This is a genomic window from Gluconacetobacter brunescens, from assembly GCF_048695475.1.
In the GTDB taxonomy this organism is placed as follows: domain Bacteria; phylum Pseudomonadota; class Alphaproteobacteria; order Acetobacterales; family Acetobacteraceae; genus Gluconacetobacter.
The window spans coordinates 320167-340613 of sequence record NZ_JBLHEN010000002.1 but is presented as its reverse complement, the minus strand read 5'-3'; the positions used below and the strand labels follow the sequence as shown (position 1 = coordinate 340613).

Below are 20447 nucleotides of genomic sequence, written 5' to 3'. Positions count from 1 at the left end.
CTGTCACGCTCGTCCAGGAACGGAACCCGATGCGTCGTCCTGTCAAATTCCTTGCCGCGCTTATGATCGCGGCTGGTCCGGCTGCCATTTCCGTCGCGCACGCCGCCGACATCACCGGAGCGGGCTCCAGCTTTGCCGCCCCGATTTATGAAGCCTGGGGTGCGGCCGCCAAGAGCGCCACCAGCGTTGCCGTGAACTACCAGAGCGTCGGCTCCAGCGCGGGTCAGAACCAGGTTCTGGCCGGCACGGTCGATTTCGGTGCGTCCGACGCCCCGATGGACGCCGCCAAGCTCGAAAAAGGCTCGCTGTTCCAGTTCCCCACCGTGATGGGCGGCATCGTGCCCGTGGTGAATATCCCCGGTGTGAGCGCCAATGCGCTGCGCCTGACGGGTGATGTGCTGGCCGATATCTATGCGGGTACGATTTCCTCGTGGAACGATCCGAAGATCACCGCGCTGAACCCGGGGCTGAATCTGCCGGACCTGCCCATCGCGACGGTCCATCGTGCGGACGGTTCGGGCACGACCTTCGTGTTCACCTCCTATCTGTCGCGTGAATCGCAGTCCTGGCATGACTCGGCCGGTGCCGGCAGCTCGATCGCCTGGCCGGGTGGCGTGGGCGCCCGCGGCAATGACGGTGTCGCGGCCTCGGTCCGCAACACTGAAGGCGGTATCGGCTATGTCGAATACGCCTATGCCAGCCGCAACCACATGACTACGGTGCAGCTCAAGAGCAAGGCCGGAGATTTCGTCACCGCCAACCTCGACAGCTTTGCCAAGGCCGCCGGTGCCGCCGACTGGAAGGGTGCTACGAACTTCGCGGTCGACCTGCTGGACACGCCGGGCCAGGGCGCCTGGCCGATCGTTTCCGCGACCTATGTGCTGGTGCCGAAGCCGCCGAAGGACGCGGGCAAAGGTGCTGCGGTACGGAAATTCTTCGGCTGGGCCTTCGATAATGGTGATTCGGCTGCCCGCCGCCTGGACTATGTGGTTCTGCCGGCCTCGGTGAAGGCCGCTGTGCGCGCTGCCTGGTAACAGGCGCGCCTCTTGGATGTGGAAAAGGCGGGGATCTCGGTCCCCGCCTTTTTTATTGGTCTTATCCTGTCGGGAGAGGATTGTTTTTTGTCCAATTGCTGGCAGTGGTTGTTAAATATTTTTGTCATACTTCAAATGTCTTATCGGGCGCTGCTTGTTCCGCTCGTGGTGTTGTGTGTTTGCAACAGTATATGTATGTTGTAATTTCAATGACTTGAGGCGTTTTGTCATCGTTCTGTCATGAGTCAGTTATAAAATCATCACACCGAAAGAAAGCAGGCCAGTTTACGAAGTCGTCATCTTCTCCTTCGGAACGGATGACATGCGTCTGCGATCCTCTCTTTCCGCCCTGTTCTGCACCACTGCATTGCTGGGCACCGTCTCCCATATGCATCCGGCCATGGCTGCCGACTCACAGGACGCGCAATTGCGCGAACTGCGCCGGGAAATGCTGGAGATGCGGAGCCAGATCAAGGCTCTGAAATCTCGCCTGAACGAACCCGAGACCACGACCACCCGGACCGCCCGTGTGGCTGCTGCGGCGCACCGTTCGCAAATGTCCAATCGCATGGCGCATGACATCAACATCGGCGATGCCGTCCGGCCCAGCGTTGGTGTACTGAATGCCTCCGGTGCCGGCACGCCGCCGTCGGATCGCGCCGTGGTGGAATCCTGGAAGGATTTCCAGGCGGCCACGAAGAGCGATGAAGAAGTTGCCGTCGGCGGCATGAAGATCGGTTTCCCCAACGGGCGCTTCACGGTCCAGTCGAAGGACGGCGAATATGCGCTGTCGATCGGCCTGGCCTTCCATGAGGATTTCGGTGGCTTCATCACCAACAATCCGCGTGGCAACGAGGCGAAAGGCGCGTTCAACGCCTTTACGACCAACCAGCGCCGCCTGCGTATTCCCTTCATGTTCCGTTACAAGAACTGGGTCGCCGCCGTTACGCCGGACTTCGGTGCCAATCATAATGACGGTTACGTCGGCCTGTATGAAGGCAACCTGAACTATACCGGCCTGCGCAACACGGTGCTGACGGTTGGTTACTTCCAGCCGCGCGTGACCGAAGAGGACGCGGAAAGCTCCAACGACTTCATGACGCTCGAGCGCCCGAGCATCACCGACATGGTGCGCAACATCGCCGCCGGCGATGCGCGCTTCAGCGTTGGTGCGATGCATTACGAAAAGCGTTGGTGGATTGCCGGCTATTTCACCGGTCAGGAATGGGGCCATCGTAACCCGTCCGACAACGGCGCGACCTATTATGGCGGTGGCAGCGGTTCGGTCGTCGACAGCCAGACCGGCGGTGTCTTCCGTGCGGCCGGTCGGCCGATCGCGACGAAGGACTGGGATGTGCATATGGGCATCTCGGCGATCTCGGCGTTCAAGATCCAGGGTACGGGCACCAATAACCGCACGACGTCATTCGGCCAGCGTCCGGAATTCGATATCGGTGAAGGGAGCATGTCTGCCACCGGCACCATTCCATTCGTTTCGCATGTCTGGGCGGCCGGTCCGGAACTCGGTGTTCGCTGGCGTCGCCTGCTCGTGAAGGGCGAGTATTACAATGTTGGGATCGAGCGTTCGCAGGCGACCCTGCCGACGCTGCATTTCCAGGGTTGGTACGGTTCGGCTGCCTATACCATCTTCGGCACGCCCCGGATGTATAACTACAAGGAAGGTGCGTGGGGCGCGCCTGGCGTCAAGGAGACGCAGGAGTTCGATCCGGCTCACAACCAGTGGGGTGCCCTGGAAGTCGTCGGTCATTACAGCGTGATCGACCTGAACGATAACGCGCATGATCCGTCGGCGATCAGCGGCGGCAAGCAGTACAACTACTATGGCGTGAATGGTGGCCAGCAGACGGTCTGGCAGGGCGGCCTGAACTGGTATCCGAACCGCCATTTCGCGATCAAGGCGGACTACAGCCACTTCATCGTGTCGCGTAGCCAGCAGACGACGAATACGCTTGGTCGCACGGGTGACTCGGTCGAGGCCCGCGTGCAGGCGACGTTCTGAAGGACGATTGGATGGCAATGCGCGCCGGGGCGCGTATTGCTTCCTGATGCTTCTTGCAAAGGGCGTGCGGATCCGGATCCGCGCGCCCTTTGTCTTTGCGCCCTTTCCCGACAGGTTTTCAGGGGTTCCTGTCGGTTGCGGCGTTCAGGGCCGCGCGGAACGCATCGGCCATCAGGCTGCTTTCGGCGTCTTTCTTGACGACGAAATGCAATTGGGTCGCCAGGGGGGGCAGATCGGCGCAGGAGAGCTGGCGCAATTGTCCGTCGCGGACCATCGGGGCGGCAAAGGCTTCGGGCAGGAAGCCGAGATAGACGCCGGTGAGGATCAGCATCGCCCGCGAATCAATGGTCTCGGCCGAGGCGGAGAATGTCAGGCGGCGGCGGATGGTGGGCCAGTCGGATGCCGTGGCGGCGTCGGAGACATCGATCAGGCGCTCTTCCTCGAGCATCGGCAGGGTCAGCGGGCCGTCATGGTCGAACAGGGCGTGCCGGCGGCCGCAATAGAGGTGCAGCGTTTCCGAGACCAGAATGCTGGCGCTGAGGCCGGGCTGGGCGTTCGGCATCAGGGTCAGCGCGGCGGTTGCGCGCCCGTCGAGCAGCGCGTGCTCGATATCGGCTGCCGACGCGGATGTCATGCTGATGAAGACCTGTGGATGCTGGCGGGCGAATATCTCCAGCGCGTGGATGATGCCGGTTTCGCCATAGATCAGCATATTGTCGATGACATAGAGCGCGAAGCGGCCGGACAGCACGCCGCTGGCGATATTGATCCGGTCGCGGAAGCGGTCGATATCGCGCAGCAGGTCGTCGGTCGCATCCAGGACCTCGCGGCCTTCCGGCGTGAGGGCGAAGCCGCCTCGTCCCCGGCGGCACAGGCGGATGCGCAGCCGCTGTTCCAGGGACGAGATGTCGATGCTGATCGACGATTTGCTCTTGCCCAGCGCCAGTTCGGCGGCGGCGAAACCGCCGCGCGTTGCCACGGTGCGGAATACGCGCAGCAGGCGCAGATCGACTTCGGCCAACTGGCCGGAAAAGCCCTGGGGGGAACGGACCGGGACAGGCCAACGCCGGGGATCGGCCAAGGGGAGCATCCTTCCTCTCTGCGAGGAAGGGTGCATACCATGGCCCGGCGGTGGGATGCTATTTGCCGGTCGTCTGGACGCTCCCGGTCTGGGTTTCAGGATGCGAAGGGTTGGGGCGGTACCGAGGCGTGGCCGCCCTCCTGCATGACGTAGGCGCGCATCTCTCGGGCCAGGGTCTCGGCTTCCTCCAGCCGCATTCTCACGATGTCGCCGATACTGACCAGGCCGACCAGATGGCCGCTGCCATCCAACACCGGCACATGGCGGCTGTGGCGGCGCGTCATCTTGCGGGCAACCGAGTGGATATCCTCGGACCGGGTCGCGGTGGGAACCTCGCGGGTCATGATGTCCCGCGCCGTCAGGCCCTCGATATGCGCGCCGTGATGCGCCAGGGCATCGACGATCGAGCGTTCCGAGACCATGCCGGCGAGATGGCCGGACGGGTCGACGACCGGCACCGCGCCGATGCGGCGTTCGACCAGCAGGCGGGCGATAGCCGTGACGGGCTCCTCGACGCCGACGGTGATGACGGCAGGGCCCTTGTCGTTGAGGATATGCAGGACGGGGATGCTCACGGGGTGTTTCCTCCCTTTTATGGTCCACGCTTCATGGGTGGCGTGGTGGCTGCGTTTCGACATGGGAGTTTTCGGGGCGGGAACAATGGCGCGCCTGCTCATAACGGCGTGAAAATGCGGGGGCGGTGGCGGGGTGCTTCACGGCGGGGGGAAACGTCTCATATAAGGGGGGCGCGCCGGGACGCGGCGCATCGGGGCCGTATCCCCGCAACGACCTGCCCCTGTCCGGAAAGGCTTTACATATCATGCCCGCCTATCGCTCCCGCACCACCACGCATGGCCGCAACATGGCCGGGGCCCGCAGCCTGTGGCGTGCCACGGGCATGCAGGATTCCGATTTCGGCAAGCCGATCATCGCCATCGCCAATTCCTTCACCCAGTTCGTGCCTGGGCACGTCCACCTGAAGGATCTGGGCCAGCTCGTGGCGGGCGCGGTGGCCGAGGCGGGCGGAATCGGGCGGGAATTCAATACGATCGCGGTCGATGATGGCATCGCCATGGGGCATGGCGGCATGCTGTACAGCCTGCCCTCGCGCGAACTGATCGCCGATGCGGTGGAATATATGTGCAATGCCCACTGCGCCGACGCGCTGGTGTGCATCAGCAATTGCGACAAGATCACGCCCGGCATGCTGATGGCCGCGATGCGGCTGAATATCCCCACCATCTTCGTCTCGGGCGGCCCGATGGAGGCCGGACGGGTGACGGAAGGCGGCATCGAGCGGCATGTGGACCTGGTGACGTCGATGGTTTCGGCGGCCGATCCGCGCGTCAGTGATGCCGAATCCCAGTCGATCGAACGGTCGGCCTGCCCGACCTGCGGATCATGCTCGGGCATGTTCACCGCCAATTCGATGAACTGCCTGACCGAGGCGTTGGGCCTGGCGTTGCCGGGCAATGGCAGCCTGGTGGCGACCCATGCCGACCGGCGCGAACTGTTCCTGGAAGCCGGGCGGCGGATCGTCGGGCTGGCCCGCCGCTGGTACGAGCAGGACGATGCCAGCGTGCTGCCGCGCGGCATCGCCACCATGGAGGCGTTCGAGAACGCGATGACGGTCGATATCGCCATGGGCGGCTCGACCAACACCGTGCTGCATCTGCTGGCCGCCGCCCATGAGGGCGGGGTGCCGTTCACCATGGCCGATATCGACCGCCTGTCGCGCGGGGTGCCGCATCTGTGCAAGGTCGCGCCGTCGAAGGCCGACGTGCACATGGAAGACGTACACCATGCGGGTGGCATCTTCGCCATCATGGGCGAGTTGGACCGGCTGGGGCTGCTGCATCGCGAGACGCCAATGGTGCATGCGCCGTCGCTGGCCCAGGCGCTGGAGCATTGGGACGTGACGGTGCCCGACGCGCCCGAGGCGGCGAAGACCCTGTTCCGTGCCGCGCCCGGCGGGGTGCGGACCACGCAGGCGTTCTCGCAGGCCAGCCGCTATCACGCGCTGGACCTCGACCGGGCGGAGGGAGCGATCCGCGACGGCGCGCATGCCTTCAGCCAGGATGGCGGACTGGCGGTGCTGTACGGCAACATCGCCGAGGACGGTGCGATTGTGAAGACGGCGGGCGTGGCGGCGGGGCTGCTGCGCTTCAAGGGGCCGGCGCGGATCTTCGAAAGCCAGGACGATGCGGTGTCGGCCATCCTGGGCAACCGGATCGTGGCGGGCGATGTGGTGGTGATACGCTATGAAGGGCCCAAGGGCGGCCCCGGCATGCAGGAAATGCTGTATCCGACCAGCTACCTGAAATCGAAGGGGCTGGCCGAATCCTGCGCGCTGATTACCGATGGTCGGTTCTCGGGCGGGAGTTCGGGCCTGTCGATCGGCCATATCTCGCCCGAGGCGGCGGAGGGCGGTGCGATCGGCCTGCTGCGCGAGGGCGATGTGATCGAGATCGACATTCCCGGACGGGTCCTGCGCGTCGATCTGCCGGACGGGGAACTCTCGGCGCGTCGGCTCCAGATGGAAGAGACGGGGGAGGCCGCCTGGCAGCCCGATCGCACGCGCTCGGTGTCGGTTGCGTTGCAAGCCTATGCCGCGCTGACCACCAGTGCCGCGCGGGGCGCGGTGCGCGATGTGGGGCAGCTTCGCCGTCGCGGATGACGGGTCCGGCGAGGCAGGCGGCCGGGGAAACTCGGTCGCCTGCCTCGTAATTACAACGTAATGATGTCTGTTTTATGTTACGTTGCGCAATAATTTATCTGACAGTGATGAAGAGTTGGGCATAGATTCGCCCTATCCGTGTGATGACGCGGGTTTCATGAAATTTGTTTTCGGAACATGGACATTTTTTCATACATATTTTGAAATATACCTATGTATAGGCTGTTGAGAGACAGCGTCGCTCTTGCGGGCACGCGCGCACGGGGAGCCAGAGATGACAATCACACCGCATAATCCCTGACCTGAACAGGAATATTGTCCCGCGCGCCGCGCGGTGACATGGCCGACGCGGCCCTGGCGGCGGAAGGGCGTGCCGATGATCATTTCGGTTAAGAAATGTCTTGGCGCGCTCCGTCTTTCGGATGCGGTCGTGCGGCCTGTTTCCTCCTGATGCTGGTAAAAGCCCTGGACGGGGAAAAACTCACATATGAATGCAATCGTCGTGACGGCCCTGCGGCGGCCGTACACCTTTGTCGTTCTGTCGATCCTGATCGTCTTGTTCGGCGTCATGTCCGCCCTCAAGACGCCGACAGACGTCTTTCCCAATATCAAGATTCCGGCGATCGCCGTGGTATGGACCTATGCCGGTCTGCTGCCCGACGAATTTGCTGCACGCGTCATGTACAATTACGAACAGGGCGTGACCTCGACGGTCGAGGGTATCGAACATATGGAATCCGATTCCTATTACGGCCGTGGTATCGTGAAGATCTTCTTCCAGCCCGGCACGGATATCGGATCGGCCGAGGCGGACGTGACCGCGATCTCGCAGACGGTGCTGATGCAGTTGCCGGAAAAGATTCCGGCACCGATGATCATGAAGCTGGAAGCCTCGTCGGTTCCCGTCATTACGCTTGAACTGACCTCGCCGACCATGACGCCGTCGGACCTGTTCAAGCTGGCGCAGATCCGCATCCGTACGCTGCTGGTGACGGTACCGGGCGCCATCGTGCCGCATCCCTATGGCGGCATGGATGCGTTCGTGATGTTCGCGCTCGACCAGAAGCAGTTGCAGGCGCACCATCTGTCGGCGATGGACGTGCAGAACGTCCTGGACAAGCAGAACATCGTGCGTCCGGCCGGTGACCAGAAAATCGGTGCCACCGACTGGATGGTGGCGACCAATGCCCAGCCGCGCACGATGGAAGAACTGAGCAATATTCCCATCAAGCGTGTCGGCAATTCGGTCGTCTACATGCACGATCTGGGGCAGGTCTATCGTGGCGGCCATCCGCAGACCAACCTCGTGCTCGTCAAGGGCCGGCAGGCGGTCGTGATGGTGGTGATGAAGAGCGGCGAGGCCTCGACGCTGGATGTGGTCTCCGGCGTGAAGGCGCTGATGCCGCGCCTGGAGAAGGTGATCCCGGCGAGCGCGCATCTGTCGATCCTGAACGATGCTTCCGGTTTCGTGAAGGATTCGATCACGGACGTGCTGCGCGAGATGGTAACGGCGGCGTTCCTGACCGGCCTTGTGGTGCTGCTGTTCCTGGGTTCATGGCGATCGACGGTGATTATCGCCACCTCGATTCCGCTGGCGATCCTGTGCGCCGTCATCGGGCTGGGCTGGGCCGGGCAGACGATCAATGTCATGACCCTGGGTGGTCTGGCACTGGCGGTCGGTATCCTGGTCGACGACGCCACCGTGATGATCGAGAACATCGATACCCATCTGGAAATGGGCAAGGAACTGGAGGTCGCGATTATTGACGCGGCCAACCAGATCGTGATTGCGACCTTCGTTTCCACGACCTGCATCTGCATCGTCTGGCTGCCGCTGTTCGAACTGGGCGGGGTGGCCGGCTGGCTGTTCATGCCGATGGCAGAAGCCATCATCTTCGCGATGATCGCCTCCTTCATCCTGTCGCGCACCCTGGTGCCGACCATGGCGAAGTTCCTGCTGGCAGGGCAGACCCATGGCGCGCATGGGCATGACACGCACGAGGACCAGTTGAAGGGGGGCAATATCTTCTCGCGCTTCCAGCGCGGGTTCGAGCGCCGCTTCACCAGCTTCCGCGAGGCTTATGGTGTGTTCCTGGGGCGCGCCATTGCCAACCGGGTGCGGTTCGCCTCGATCTTCCTTGGCGTGTCGGTGCTGTCGATGGGGCTGTATCTGGTGGCGGGGCGTGATTTCTTTCCTGAGATCAAGTCCGACCAGTTGCAGATGCACATGCGCGCGCCGCTGGGCACCCGGATCGAGGTGGCGGGGCGGATCGCGACGTTGGTCAGCGACCGGATTCATGAGCTGCTTCCGGGCAAGGTGGATGATGTGGTCAGCAATTGCGGCCTGGCTGAAGCGCCGCATAACCAGGCCTTTATCCCGACGCCGACCATCGGCACGCAGGATTGCGACCTGACGATTACGCTGACCGAGGCGGAAGCGCCGGTGTGGGATTATCGTGCCGTGCTGCGCAAGGGGCTGTCGGCCAGTTTCCCCGGCACTGTCTTTACCTTCCAGCCAGCCGATCTGACGGCGAAGATCCTCAATTTCGGTTCGCCCTCGCCGATCGATATCAAGATCACGGGGCCGGAACTGAGCAAGAGCTATCAATATGCGGTCGAACTGACGAACAAGCTGCGTCTCGTCCCCGGTGCCAGCGACGTGTCGCTGCAACAGACGATGAAGACGCCGACCCTGTTCGTGAAGGGGGACCGGACCTTCAGCCAGGCCACTGGCGTCGATGCCGCCGACCTGGCCGACAATGAACTGATGACGCTGTCGGGCAGTTCGACCGTCGATCCGCAATATTGGTACGATCCGGTCTGGGGCGTGACCTTTCTGCTGAACACCTACGTGACCCAGAACCAGCTGACCCACTTCAACGACCTGCTGTCGATCCCGGTCGACAAGGGAGATGGCAATCCGACGGGCAAGGGCATGCAGTTGCTGGGCGCCGTCAGCACCATCAGCGCCACCGGTACGCCGGGACAGGTCTCGCACTTCAACTCGATGCCGGCGTTCGACATCTATGTGTCGGCCGAAGGCACCGATCTGGGGACCGTGCTCTCGGGCGTCAACAAGGTGATCGCCCAGACGGCGGCGGACGTGCCGCGTGGGGCGGCGGTGGATGTGGAAGGCCAGGCGACGACGATGCGCAGCGCCTATGCGCAGCTTATCGGCGGGCTGGCGATCTCGATCGCGCTGATCTACCTGCTGATCGTCGTCAATTTCCAGTCCTGGCTTGATCCGTTCATCATCATCTCGGCCCTGCCGGGGGCGCTGGCGGGAATCGCCTGGAGCCTGTTCCTGACGCATACGCACCTGTCGGTGCCTGCCCTGACCGGTGCCATCATGTGCATGGGCACCGCCACCGCGAACTCGATCCTGGTCGTGTCCTATGCCAGCGAGCGGATGGAGATTCATGGCGACGCGCTGAAGGCGGCGCTGGAGGCCGGGTATGGGCGCATACGCCCCGTGCTGATGACTGCTGCCGCGATGATCGTGGGCATGGTGCCGATGTCGATCAGCAACTCGCAGAATGCGCCGCTGGGCAAGGCGGTGATCGGCGGACTGATCGTGGCCACCATTTCCACGCTTCTGTTTGTTCCTTGTGTCTACGCGATTATCTACAACCGCTCGTCGAGCCGGAAGGAGACCGTCTGATGGCTTCCATGTCACGCAACACCCTTCTGGCGACCGGGGCTTGTGTCCTGGCCGGGCTGGTCGGCTATCAGGTGGTCACCCGGGTTCATGCGGTGACGGAACTGCGCGCCGAGACATTGAGCAACGCGCTGCCCGATGTTGCGGTGATCCAGGCGAAACCTTCGCCCAAGACCGTGACCCTGACCCTGCCGGGGAATATCGACGCCTGGTACCAGGCGCCGCTTTTTCCGCAGGCGTCGGGCTATGTGAAGATGTGGTATAAGGATTACGGATCCGAGGTGAAGACCGGCGATGCGCTGGCCGAGATCAATGCCCCTAGCCTGGACGCGCAATATGCCCAGGCCAAGGCCGATCTGGCGGAGGCGCAGGCCAAATACAACCTGACCGTGGTCAGCGCCAACCGCTGGCGGGCGATGGGCAAGTCGCAGGCGGTGTCGGGCCAGTCGGTCTCGGTTGCCGATGCGAACGAGAAGGCCGGGCTGGCGGTGATGCAGGCTGCCGAGCACAAGGTCGATCAGTTCGAGGCGCTGGAACGCTTCAAGACCATCGTGGCGCCGTTCGATGGTGTGGTGACGTCGCGCGACATCAATGTGGGTGATTACGTCAGCAGCGGGGCGGGGGAGCATGGCAGCAATGGCGATGCCAGCCAGCTTTTCACCGTATCGGACATGCACAAGATGCGCCTGTTCGTATCGGTGCCCGAGACGTTCTCGTATATTCTCAGGCCGGGCATGACGGCCGAAGTCAGCGTGCCGCAGTTTGCGAACCGGACCTTCAAGGCCGACTTCCTGACCATCGCGCGGGGATATGACCCCAATACCCGCACGGCGATTACCGAATTTACCATCGACAACGACAAGCATGAGCTGTGGCCGGGGACGTTCGCGTCGGTGAAGATGACGGCACCCTCGACGCCGGGTGTGTTCCAGATCCCGACCGCTGCCCTGGTCTTCGAGGAGAAGGGCATGCAGGTGGCGGTACTGGATGCCAACGATGTGGTGCATTACCACAACATCGAAGTGGGGCGCATGGCCGATGCGGAGACCGACGTGACGTCGGGCGTTTCGCCAGCCGACCGGATCATCAACAACCCGCCGGCGGACCTGCTGGAAGGGCAGAAAGTGCATGTCGTCCAGCCGGCCAAGGGGTACGACCAGGAAGACGAGGAAATCGAGGGATGATCATGCGGTCTTTGCGCCGGACCATGATGTCCGGCGGGGCGATGCTGTCGCTGGCGGCGCTGTCCGCCTGCGATCTGGCGCCCACCTATCATCCCCCGACCTATATCGTGCCCGCAAGCTGGCATGGTCAGGGGGTGTTCGCCACCGCGACGCCGGCGGATACGCAATTGCCCTCGAACTGGTGGACGCTGCTGCATGATCAGCAGCTCGATGCGCTGGAGGACAAGGCTGTTGCCGCGAATGCGGATTTGCAGGCGGCAGCCGAACGCTTCGTCCAGGCGCGGGCCATGGTCATGAGCGCGCGTGCGGACCTGCTGCCACATTTCGGTCTGGCCTTCGGGGCATCGGACAACAAGCAGTCGGCCGACAGGCTATTCCGCTACAAGGGGGCGCTGACGCAGACCGACGAGTTTTATGGCGGCTTGGCGTCGTGGGAACCGGATTTCTGGTCGGAGATCCGCAACCAGGTGCGCATGGCGAAATTCTCGGCCCAGGAGAAGGCGGCGGATTATGCTGGGGCGCGGCTGAGCTTGCAGGCGGAACTGGCCAGCGATTACGTCGCATTGCGCGGGTATGATGCGCAGGATGCGATCTATCGCAAATCCATCGCCTATTACGAGCAGGCGCTGAAGGTGACCCAGACGCAGCTTGCCAATCAGGCGGCGCCGCGCCTCGACCTGGCTCGTGCCCAGAACCGCCTGTATGTGACCCAGGCGGCGGAACTGGACATCCAGGCCGAGCGTGAGGTGACGGAGCATGCGATCGCGGTGCTGACCAACAGCGCGCCGTCCGATTTCCACATTGCGCCGACCGATGCGTTGACGTTCGTGCGGGCGAACATTCCGCTCGGCGTGCCGTCCGACCTGTTGCAAAGGCGGCCGGATGTGGCTTCGGCGGAACGCGAGATGGCGCAGGCCAATCGTGCCATCGGGGTTTCGCGGGCGGCGTTCTATCCGCATATCTCGCTCAATGCCAATGGCGGGTTCGATGCCAATGGGTTCGATCTGGCCAATCTGGCGAACAGCATGTGGTCCTATGGTGCGTCGGCCTCGATGCCGATCTTCGAGGGCGGCATGCGCCGGGCCGCCTTGCAGGCGTCCTGGGCCAGTTATCGCGAGACGCGGGATCGTTACCGGTCCTCGGTTCTTGCGGCATTTCGCGAGGTGGAGGATGGGCTTTCGCGCACCAACCGGCTATGGGCGGAGAATGACCGGCTGAAGGCGGCGACATCGGCGGCGTTGGACATGCAGAGCATGACCATGACCCTGTACAAGGGCGGGGTTTCGGCCTATCTGGACGCGATCATTGCCCAGCAGGCCGCGCTGGAAGCCCAGATTGCACAGGTGCAGGTCGAGACGCGCTATTTCCAGGCGGAAATCGGGCTGATCCGCTCGCTTGGCGGCGGGTGGAACGACAGGCTGCTGCCGACGCCGGACCAGACGATGACGTTCTCGGTGCTGCAATATGACGGGCTGCATCATCCCGATCCGGCCGGTGGCATCGACAGCGTGCGGGACGAGACGCCATTCGACAATCTGAGCGGTGTGGCCCCGGCGCTCAACACGGGAACGGCGTCGGTCCGGAGCGGGCATTAGCCGTTGGCCGCTGATGGCGGAACCGGCGAGGGCGGGGCGATTTTATCGCTCCGCCTTTTTTGTATTTATGCGATGGGACGGGATGTGCCCCCACCCGTCAGGTGGTTGCGAAGACAGCGGAAGTGACGGTTTGGAAGGGCGTGAAACCCAGGGATCTGTACAGGGCGATCGCACCGGTATTGGTTGCGTAGCAATGCAGGAAGGGGGTCGTCCCGCGTGCGAGGATGCGGGCCGCGACTTCCCGCATCAGGAATCCGGCATAGCCGCGTCCGCGATGGTCGGGATGGGTGCATACGCCGCTGACCTCGACATACTCTGCCGGTTGCGTGCGTTCGCCGGCCATCGCGACCAGGCGGCCTTCATCGCGGATACCGATGAAAGGGCCCAGTGCGTGGGTGCGGGGGCGAAAGGGGCCGGGTTGCGTCATCGTCGCCAGCGCCAGCATCTCCTGCGCGTCGTCGGCGCCCAGTTCCGCGATGTGAAAGCGGCATGGGGCGGGGGTGATCGTCCGGGCAACCATCTGCATGCAGTCGGCCCGCTTGAGCAGGGTCAGTCCGGGGATGGCCAGGGGTGGATTTTTTTCCAGCAGCCATATCTCGTCCTCCGCCGCCAGAAGGGCCAGGTCGCGCAGTGCTGGCTCGGATTCGTCGATGGCTGCCGCGAACGGGCCATAGGCGGGGTCGAATCGCCGGGCCTTGCCGCAGGTGATGGCGACGTTGCCTTGGCGGCCAGTTAGGGCCTGCCAGACGGGCCGGTCGAGAGGATGGCTATCCGATTGTTTTCCGGGCGTAGACATCAGGGTGCTTTCGGACGTGCTTGAGACCGGACAAAGCGCCTGCGCCGATTTTTCGCTGAAGTCAATAAATCGCGGGGCAAAGCGGATTGGCTCCGAGTCGACCGGCATGGGGAATGAAATCGTCACGGTCTTTCTTCATTTCTCTGCCTGCATCTCGACGGCTTTGGTTCTCCTTATATTGGGGTGCGAATCCTAATATTACAGAAATAAGGCAGGTGGAGGAGAAATGATTGTCATGAAATCATAACGAGACCTGATCGGGCGCCGATCATATTAAGCGACCATCAGCCGGAAGCCGCGTCCTGACGGGGTGCCGCCAGTTGGATGGAGCGATATGAACAAGAGCGCAGCCCTTTTCGTGACCACCTGCCTTGCCGCCGCGATGATCCATCAGGGGGCGATCGCTGCCACTGCGAGCCAGAAGCACAAGGTTCGTAAGTCGACCGCGCAGGCGCATGGAGCGCCCGCGCGGGCCCAGGCCGCGTCGAAATCTGTCGCGCCGGTTGTGGTGGTGCGTCCGACTGCCGTGCCGGCTCCGGCAGCGCATGTCGCGAGCGGGAACGAGGCGATCGTGGTACTGGGGGCGGGGGCCGCGCGTGAAACGCAGACCGTGTCGCATATGGCGATCCAGCAATATGTGCCGGGCACCAGCCCTTTCAAGGCGCTTTCCAAACTGCCTGGTGTCATGTTCACCTCGTCGGACCCGCTGGGATCTTACGAATGGTCGCAGCAGATCATCATCCGCGGGTTCGACCAGAGCCGGCTGGGCTTCACGATGGATGGTGTGCCGCTGGGCAATCTGGCCTATGGCAATGATAACGGGCTGTCGATCGGTCGGGCGCTCCAGACCGAGAATAATGGACGTGCGACTCTGACCCAGGGTGCCGGGTCTGTGGGTGTGGCGGCTTCGAACAACCTGGGTGGTGCACTGGAATTCACGTCGATCGACCCGACCAGAAAGTTCGGCGTGGATGTGGCGGGAACGGTTGGCTCGGCCGGGACCTGGCGCACTTTCATGCGCGTCAATAGCGGCGTGTTGCCCGGTGGCGGGAAGTTCTATGTCTCGTATGATTATCAGGACGCCAACAAGTGGAAGGGCGACGGTATCCAGCGCCAGCAGCAGGCTAACGCGAAGTTCGTCCAGCCGCTGGGCGAGCATGTGAAGCTGACGCTGTTCGGGGACTGGTCGCTGCGCCAGGAAAACGACTATCAGGACCTGTCACTGGCGACGATTGCGAAATATGGATACCGGGTCGACAACATTACCGGAAATTACAATCTGGCCAAGCAGATCGGCTATGCCTACCAGAACGGCACGCCTTATCCGGCGGGAATCGGCAACACCAATTACGGCAGCTATCCGGATTTCGTCTATTACAATGCGGCGGGCCTTCGTCAGGACGCGATGGGATATGGACGGCTGGATTTCGACCTGACCAGCAACCTCAAGGGTTTTGCGTCGGTTTACGGCCATACCAATAGCGGCGAGGGTGTGTGGGCCACGCCGTATCAGGCGACGCCGACGGCGCTGGGCGGCTCGCCGCTTTCGGTGCGGACCACCGAGTATGACATCCATCGCGAAGGTTTTCTCGGCGGCCTGACGTACAAGGTTGGCCATCATACGATCGAAGGTGGATTCTGGTTCGAGAACAACGATTTCGAACAGGCGCGGCGCTTCTATCCTCTGGGCCTGGATGGCACGCCGAGCAGCACCTATTGGTACCAGAACAACTGGTTCGCCACCCAGTGGCAGGGTGCATTCAATACCAAGACCTATCAGGTCCACCTACAGGATACGTGGCAGATCACGCCGGCCCTGAAGCTGAATTACGGCTTCCGGTCGCTGATCGCGGACAATAAGGCGCGCCAGATCGGCAGCAATATTCTTGGTGTGAAGGGGGATGACGGTTATCCGTCGGGTTCGATCGAGGCGAGCAACGGTTTCCTGCCGCAGGTCGGCGCCAATTATCGCGTCAATGCGCATAATGAGGTGTTTGCCGATTTCGCACGCAACATGGCGGCGTTCGACAATTCGAACACCGGGGCGACCAGCCCGTTCGCCACGACGATCGCGGGCTATGAGGCGATCAGGAACAAGCTGAAGCCGGAAATGTCCTATTCCGAGGAAATTGGCTACCGCTATCACGACCATAATATCCAGGCCTCGATCACCGGCTATTATGTCGAGTTCGAGAACCGGCTGCTGACCATCACCCAGGGAACCGGCGTGCAGGGCAATGCCTCGGCGCTGGCCAATGTCGGCGGTGTGACGGCGCGCGGCGTGGATCTGGCCTTCAACTACCAGTTCGCGCCCAACTGGTCGATCTATGCATCCTATGCCTTCAACGACTCGAAATATAACGACAACGTCAATAGCGGCGGGACCATTTACGCCACCAGGGGCAGGGACGTGGTGGGTATGCCGCGCAACCTGGCGAATGTGCAGATCGGCTATGATGACGGGTCGATCTGGGGTAATATCAACATGCAGTTCCAGGACAAGCGGTCTTATACCTATCTGAACGATGCATGGGTGCCGGCAAATGACGTGTTCAACCTGAATGTGGGCTATCGCTTCCATAGCCGTAACTGGCTGCTGCGCGGCGTGGATGCCCAGGTGAATGTGAGCAACCTGTTCGACAAGCGTTATGTTGCCTCGGTGGGCACCAACGGGTTCGTGTTCTCGGATCCGACGCATACATTCGCCACGTTGCAGGCGGGCGCGCCGCGCATGGTGTTCTTTACCCTGCGCAAGCATTTCTGACCGACAGATGGCTGTTGCCCCCGGACGCCGCCGTTTTCTGCAATGGAGTGCCGGCCTGGCGACCGGGGGAGTTTTGCCCGACAATCTGCGCCGGGCCATGGCCATTCCCCCGCATCATGTGACCGGCACGATCGCGGATGTGGCGCATGTGGTGATCCTGATGCAGGAGAACCGGTCGTTCGATCACTATTTCGGCTGCCTGAACGGGGTGCGCGGTTATGGCGACCCCAGGGCCGAACGCCTGCCGGACGGGAATTCCGTCTTTGCCCAGCCGGATGGGAAGGGCGGGCGCGTGCTGCCGTTCCGCTTCGATACGGACCATACATCCAGTGCCTGCCTGGCCAGCCTTGACCATAGCTGGAAGGGCACGCAGGCGGCATGGGACGACTGGAATATTTGGGTGCCGCGCAAGACGGCGATGACGATGGGCCATTTCACCCGGGCGGACATTCCCTATTACTACGCGCTGGCAGATGCATTCACGATCTGCGACGCCTATCATGCCTCGATCTTTGGGCCCACCAATCCGAACCGGCTCTATTTCTTCAGCGGCACCAATGGGCTGGCCGTGGACGATCACGGCCGGCAGGCCATCGAGAATGTCGATGACGGCAACTGGACCGCCGACATGGCGCATGACCGCGCATCGTTCGCACCGTTCCGCTGGGAGACCTATCCCGAACGGCTCCAGGCCGCCGGGGTCTCGTGGCGGGTCTATCAGGAATACGACAATTTCGGCGACAACCCGATCGCCTCGTTTGCCGCGTTCCGCGACCTGGACCGGCGATCCTGGCAATATCAGCGCGCGCGGCGGATCGTTTCCGGCTCCAACCGTGCGAACATGAACAGTTCGGACGGCCGGTATCTGGTCGAGGCGTTCGAACGGGATGTGGCGAGCGGCTGCTTGCCCCAGGTGTCGTGGATCGTGCCGCCCACGGCCCTCTCGGAGCACCCCGATGCGCCACCGGGCTATGGCGAATTCCTGATCTCGCGCCTGATGGATGTTTTCGTGCGGCATCCCGATATCTGGACGAAGACGGTTTTTATCCTGAATTATGATGAAAATGACGGGTTTTTCGACCATGTGCCGCCGCCGGTTCCTGCCCTGGAGAAAGCGCGGGGGGCCAGCACCGTTCCGGTGACGGGAGAGGTGTATGACGGCGTACCGGTCGGCCTTGGGCCCAGGGTGCCGGCCCTGCTGATATCGCCGTGGAGCACGGGAGGCTGGGTTAACTCGCAGGTTTTCGATCATACTTCGGTCCTGCGCTTTCTGGCGGCGCGGTTCGGTGTCGAGGTGCCGAACATTACCCCCTGGCGCCGGGTGGTCTGCGGGGATCTGACCTCGGCCTTCGACTTCACGCGCCGGGATGCGGTGTGGCCCGAGGCCCTGCCGGATACCTCAGCCTATCCGGTCCGGACACGGGCCTCGTGCCGCCTGCCGCCGCCGACAATCCCCGACCGGCAGTCTCTTCCCCGGCAGGAAACCGGAGCGCGCCCGGCCCGGCCCCTTCCTTACGATCTCCATGCCGATCTGGAGGCTGACGGCAGGCTTCGGCTGGCCTGTGGCGGCACGCAGGGAGCCGTGTTCCGGGTGCGCGATGGCGGCGGCGTGCGCCACTACACAGTCGGGGCAGGGGACAGCCATGTCTTCGCGCTCGCGGGGAGCGTGGCGGTGACGGTGCATGGCCCAAACGGCTTCTATCGGCGTTTTACGGCCTGTGCCGGGTTTGCGGTTGCCCTGCGAACGGGAGTGTCCTTGGACACGGTTGTGCTGCGGTTGGGCCAGCACACCGGTATTGCGCGCAGGGTTGTTGTCACGGATGCCTATCGGGAGGTGCGGCAGGAGGTCATGGTGCCTCCACAGGGGTCGGTCGATGTCGTGATCGATGTCGGTCGGAACGACCATTGGTATGACCTGACGGTGGAACTGGACGCGGGAGCCGGGCGCGCCCTCCGGTTTGCCGGTCATCGCGAAACCGGGCGGCCCAGCCGCACCGATCCCGCCATCGGCGGTATGGGAGGCCTGGTCGTCTGAGCGCCTGATCAAGCTGCGGCTGGCAGGCTGCATCGCGCGTGTGTTGAATAGCGTTTATTTTTGACGGCTATCAGGGTACTGGTTGTGACGGTACACGCTGCGCGAGGGGGGGTGGTTGGGCTGGAGACCTTATCGTTCGGCGGAAATCAGGCGCGGCAGTGGAACGGCTGCGATGCTTGTGGCTGTCTTTGGCCTGAGTTGCCTGATCTCCCGTTTTTTCGTCACGGACGAATTCGGCTACGCCTCCTTCTGGGCACCGAATGCGGCTATGCTGGTCGCCCTGCTGAGTTTGCGCCCCGTTCTGGCCGCGGGGGTTCTGGTGGCCTGTCTCGCCGTCAATTTCGAGATCAACGGCTTCGCCGGCGGTTTGTCGCCGACCGAGAGTTTTCTCGCCTGCATGCTCAATGCCGTGCAGGTACTGATCGCGGCCCCGATGACGCGCCGCTTCTGCGGGGCGACCATCGATCTGACACGGCCGCGGCGTTTCGCGGCGTTTACCATCATCGCGCTGCTGTCGGCGGCCATCGAGGCGGCGATCGGGGTTGCTGTCGAATACACGCTGCTGGGTGATGCCGCGCCGCCATTTCGCGAATGGATGCAATGGGTTCTGTGCGATGCGCTGGGGCTGCTGCTGGCCACGCCCGCTGTCCTGGCGTTGCTGCGCTACGCGCGCCCGGGGCAGGTGGTCTGGCAGGTCGAGAAAGAGAATGTTGCCTTGCTGCTGTGCTGTGTCGTGCTGACGATCCTCAGCTTCACCTGGGGGCGCTCTCCGCTGTTTCTGTTTCTCTACCCGGCGCTGGCAATGCTCGCCTTCCACGCCAGGCCGGCGTGGGGCCTGACGGCGGTTTTCTTCGTGTCGACCTTTGCCTCGGCGCTGACGGCGCGGGGACTGGGGCCGATCGCCCGATTGTCTCCGGACGGCAGTCTGATGCGCGAGGGCATGATGCAGCCTTATCTGTTCTCGCTGCTACTGGTCGTGCTGCCGATCAACAACGCGGTGGGTGAAAAGCGGCGCGATACCCGGCGGCTGATGATGATGAAGGCTAATCTGGAACATGCCGCGACGCATGACATGCTGACATCGACCATGAACCGCCAGAAATTCGAGGCGGTGCTGAAAACGGTGGTCGAAGCGCTGCAACCGGGTGTGGTTTTCTTCATCGATATCGACGATTTCAAGGGGGTCAATGACAGTCTGGGGCATCAGGCGGGGGATGCGTTTCTCAGGGCGTTCAGTGTCCGGCTGCGCGACCTGGTGACATGGCGCGGCGGCTGTGTCGGCCGGTTTGGCGGCGACGAGTTCGCCGCATTCATTCCGGGTGCGTTTTCCGCCGAGGAATTCGATGCGCTGTGCGCCATGGTCTCGGATGCGCTGCGCACGCCTTATTGCTTCGCGGGCGTCACGCGGTCGGTAACGGCCAGTATCGGTGCGGTGATGACCGGCATGGATCGCATTACCGCCGATGAACTGATCTATCGCGCCGATACCGCCCTTTACGCGACAAAGGCGGCCGGTCGCAATGGATATACGCTTTTCCAGGAGCCTGCCGTGGATCTTGTCTCTTTTCCGGCGGGCGAAGCGCGATAAAGCGGAGAGCGTGGT

At 62.8% G+C, this 20447-nt stretch carries 12 protein-coding genes; 9 read left to right on the top strand and 3 right to left on the bottom strand.

Going from position 1 to position 20447, the window contains the following annotated elements; translation table 11 throughout:
• Nucleotides 1-29: 29 nt before the first annotated feature.
• Entirely contained in the window at nucleotides 30-1034 is a 1005-nt protein-coding gene (pstS, locus tag ACMAUO_RS13820; protein WP_420357564.1) for a phosphate ABC transporter substrate-binding protein PstS, read from the top strand.
• A 322-nt stretch (nucleotides 1035-1356) separates the two neighbouring features.
• On the top strand, nucleotides 1357-3054 hold the full coding sequence (locus ACMAUO_RS13815; RefSeq protein ID WP_420357563.1) for an OprO/OprP family phosphate-selective porin: 1698 nt from the start codon (nucleotides 1357-1359) through the stop codon (nucleotides 3052-3054).
• A gap of 118 nt (nucleotides 3055-3172) precedes the next feature.
• On the opposite strand, the gene ACMAUO_RS13810 is transcribed toward ACMAUO_RS13815, so the two are convergent.
• Together ACMAUO_RS13810 and ACMAUO_RS13805 are read right to left on the bottom strand one after the other, a co-directional pair.
• Nucleotides 3173-4135 (bottom strand): LysR family transcriptional regulator, encoded by a 963-nt coding sequence (locus tag ACMAUO_RS13810; protein WP_420357562.1) that lies wholly within the window; start codon nucleotides 4133-4135, stop codon nucleotides 3173-3175.
• Between the two features lie 95 nt (nucleotides 4136-4230).
• Complete coding sequence (locus ACMAUO_RS13805; protein WP_420357561.1) at nucleotides 4231-4710, bottom strand: CBS domain-containing protein; 480 nt, start codon at nucleotides 4708-4710, stop codon at nucleotides 4231-4233.
• A 245-nt stretch (nucleotides 4711-4955) separates the two neighbouring features.
• On the opposite strand from ACMAUO_RS13805, the gene ilvD reads away from it, so the two are divergent.
• The 4 genes from ilvD (at nucleotide 4956) to ACMAUO_RS13785 (ending at nucleotide 13249) form a co-directional block, all read left to right on the top strand.
• The gene (ilvD, locus tag ACMAUO_RS13800; protein WP_420357560.1) at nucleotides 4956-6812 is read left to right on the top strand and encodes a dihydroxy-acid dehydratase; all 1857 of its coding nucleotides are present in this window, start codon (nucleotides 4956-4958) and stop codon (nucleotides 6810-6812) included.
• Nucleotides 6813-7299: 487 nt separating this feature from the next.
• On the top strand, nucleotides 7300-10473 hold the full coding sequence (locus ACMAUO_RS13795) for an efflux RND transporter permease subunit (RefSeq protein ID WP_420357559.1): 3174 nt from the start codon (nucleotides 7300-7302) through the stop codon (nucleotides 10471-10473).
• The gene (locus ACMAUO_RS13790) at nucleotides 10473-11654 is read left to right on the top strand and encodes an efflux RND transporter periplasmic adaptor subunit (protein ID WP_420357558.1); all 1182 of its coding nucleotides are present in this window, start codon (nucleotides 10473-10475) and stop codon (nucleotides 11652-11654) included. The genes ACMAUO_RS13795 and ACMAUO_RS13790 overlap by 1 nt, the downstream gene beginning before the upstream one ends.
• Nucleotides 11651-13249: an efflux transporter outer membrane subunit gene (locus ACMAUO_RS13785; protein WP_420357557.1), complete on the top strand. Its 1599-nt coding sequence runs from the start codon at nucleotides 11651-11653 to the stop codon at nucleotides 13247-13249. The genes ACMAUO_RS13790 and ACMAUO_RS13785 overlap by 4 nt, the downstream gene beginning before the upstream one ends.
• 97 nt (nucleotides 13250-13346) lie before the next feature.
• On the opposite strand, the gene ACMAUO_RS13780 is transcribed toward ACMAUO_RS13785, so the two are convergent.
• Nucleotides 13347-14045, bottom strand: a complete 699-nt coding sequence (locus tag ACMAUO_RS13780; RefSeq protein ID WP_420357556.1) for a GNAT family N-acetyltransferase — start codon at nucleotides 14043-14045, stop codon at nucleotides 13347-13349.
• A gap of 334 nt (nucleotides 14046-14379) precedes the next feature.
• On the opposite strand from ACMAUO_RS13780, the gene ACMAUO_RS13775 reads away from it, so the two are divergent.
• The 3 genes from ACMAUO_RS13775 (at nucleotide 14380) to ACMAUO_RS13765 (ending at nucleotide 20432) form a co-directional block, all read left to right on the top strand.
• Nucleotides 14380-16809: a TonB-dependent receptor gene (locus ACMAUO_RS13775; RefSeq protein ID WP_420357555.1), complete on the top strand. Its 2430-nt coding sequence runs from the start codon at nucleotides 14380-14382 to the stop codon at nucleotides 16807-16809.
• 7 nt (nucleotides 16810-16816) lie between these two features.
• A complete protein-coding gene (locus tag ACMAUO_RS13770) occupies nucleotides 16817-18844 on the top strand; it encodes a phosphocholine-specific phospholipase C (protein WP_420357554.1) in 2028 nt (675 codons plus the stop codon).
• A gap of 172 nt (nucleotides 18845-19016) precedes the next feature.
• The gene (locus tag ACMAUO_RS13765; protein ID WP_420357553.1) at nucleotides 19017-20432 is read left to right on the top strand and encodes a diguanylate cyclase domain-containing protein; all 1416 of its coding nucleotides are present in this window, start codon (nucleotides 19017-19019) and stop codon (nucleotides 20430-20432) included.
• Nucleotides 20433-20447: the final 15 nt, after the last annotated feature.

Bases quoted from the DNA above. Each gene is read 5' to 3' on its own strand.
- pstS (WP_420357564.1), top strand. From the start codon at position 30: ATGCGTCGTCCTGTCAAATTCCTTGCCGCGCTTATGATCGCGGCTGGT.
- ACMAUO_RS13815 (WP_420357563.1), top strand. From the start codon at position 1,357: ATGCGTCTGCGATCCTCTCTTTCCGCCCTGTTCTGCACCACTGCATTG.
- ilvD (WP_420357560.1), top strand. From the start codon at position 4,956: ATGCCCGCCTATCGCTCCCGCACCACCACGCATGGCCGCAACATGGCC.
- ACMAUO_RS13795 (WP_420357559.1), top strand. From the start codon at position 7,300: ATGAATGCAATCGTCGTGACGGCCCTGCGGCGGCCGTACACCTTTGTC.
- ACMAUO_RS13790 (WP_420357558.1), top strand. From the start codon at position 10,473: ATGGCTTCCATGTCACGCAACACCCTTCTGGCGACCGGGGCTTGTGTC.
- ACMAUO_RS13785 (WP_420357557.1), top strand. From the start codon at position 11,651: ATGATCATGCGGTCTTTGCGCCGGACCATGATGTCCGGCGGGGCGATG.
- ACMAUO_RS13780 (WP_420357556.1), bottom strand. From the start codon at position 14,045: ATGTCTACGCCCGGAAAACAATCGGATAGCCATCCTCTCGACCGGCCC.
- ACMAUO_RS13775 (WP_420357555.1), top strand. From the start codon at position 14,380: ATGAACAAGAGCGCAGCCCTTTTCGTGACCACCTGCCTTGCCGCCGCG.
- ACMAUO_RS13770 (WP_420357554.1), top strand. From the start codon at position 16,817: ATGGCTGTTGCCCCCGGACGCCGCCGTTTTCTGCAATGGAGTGCCGGC.
- ACMAUO_RS13765 (WP_420357553.1), top strand. From the start codon at position 19,017: ATGCTTGTGGCTGTCTTTGGCCTGAGTTGCCTGATCTCCCGTTTTTTC.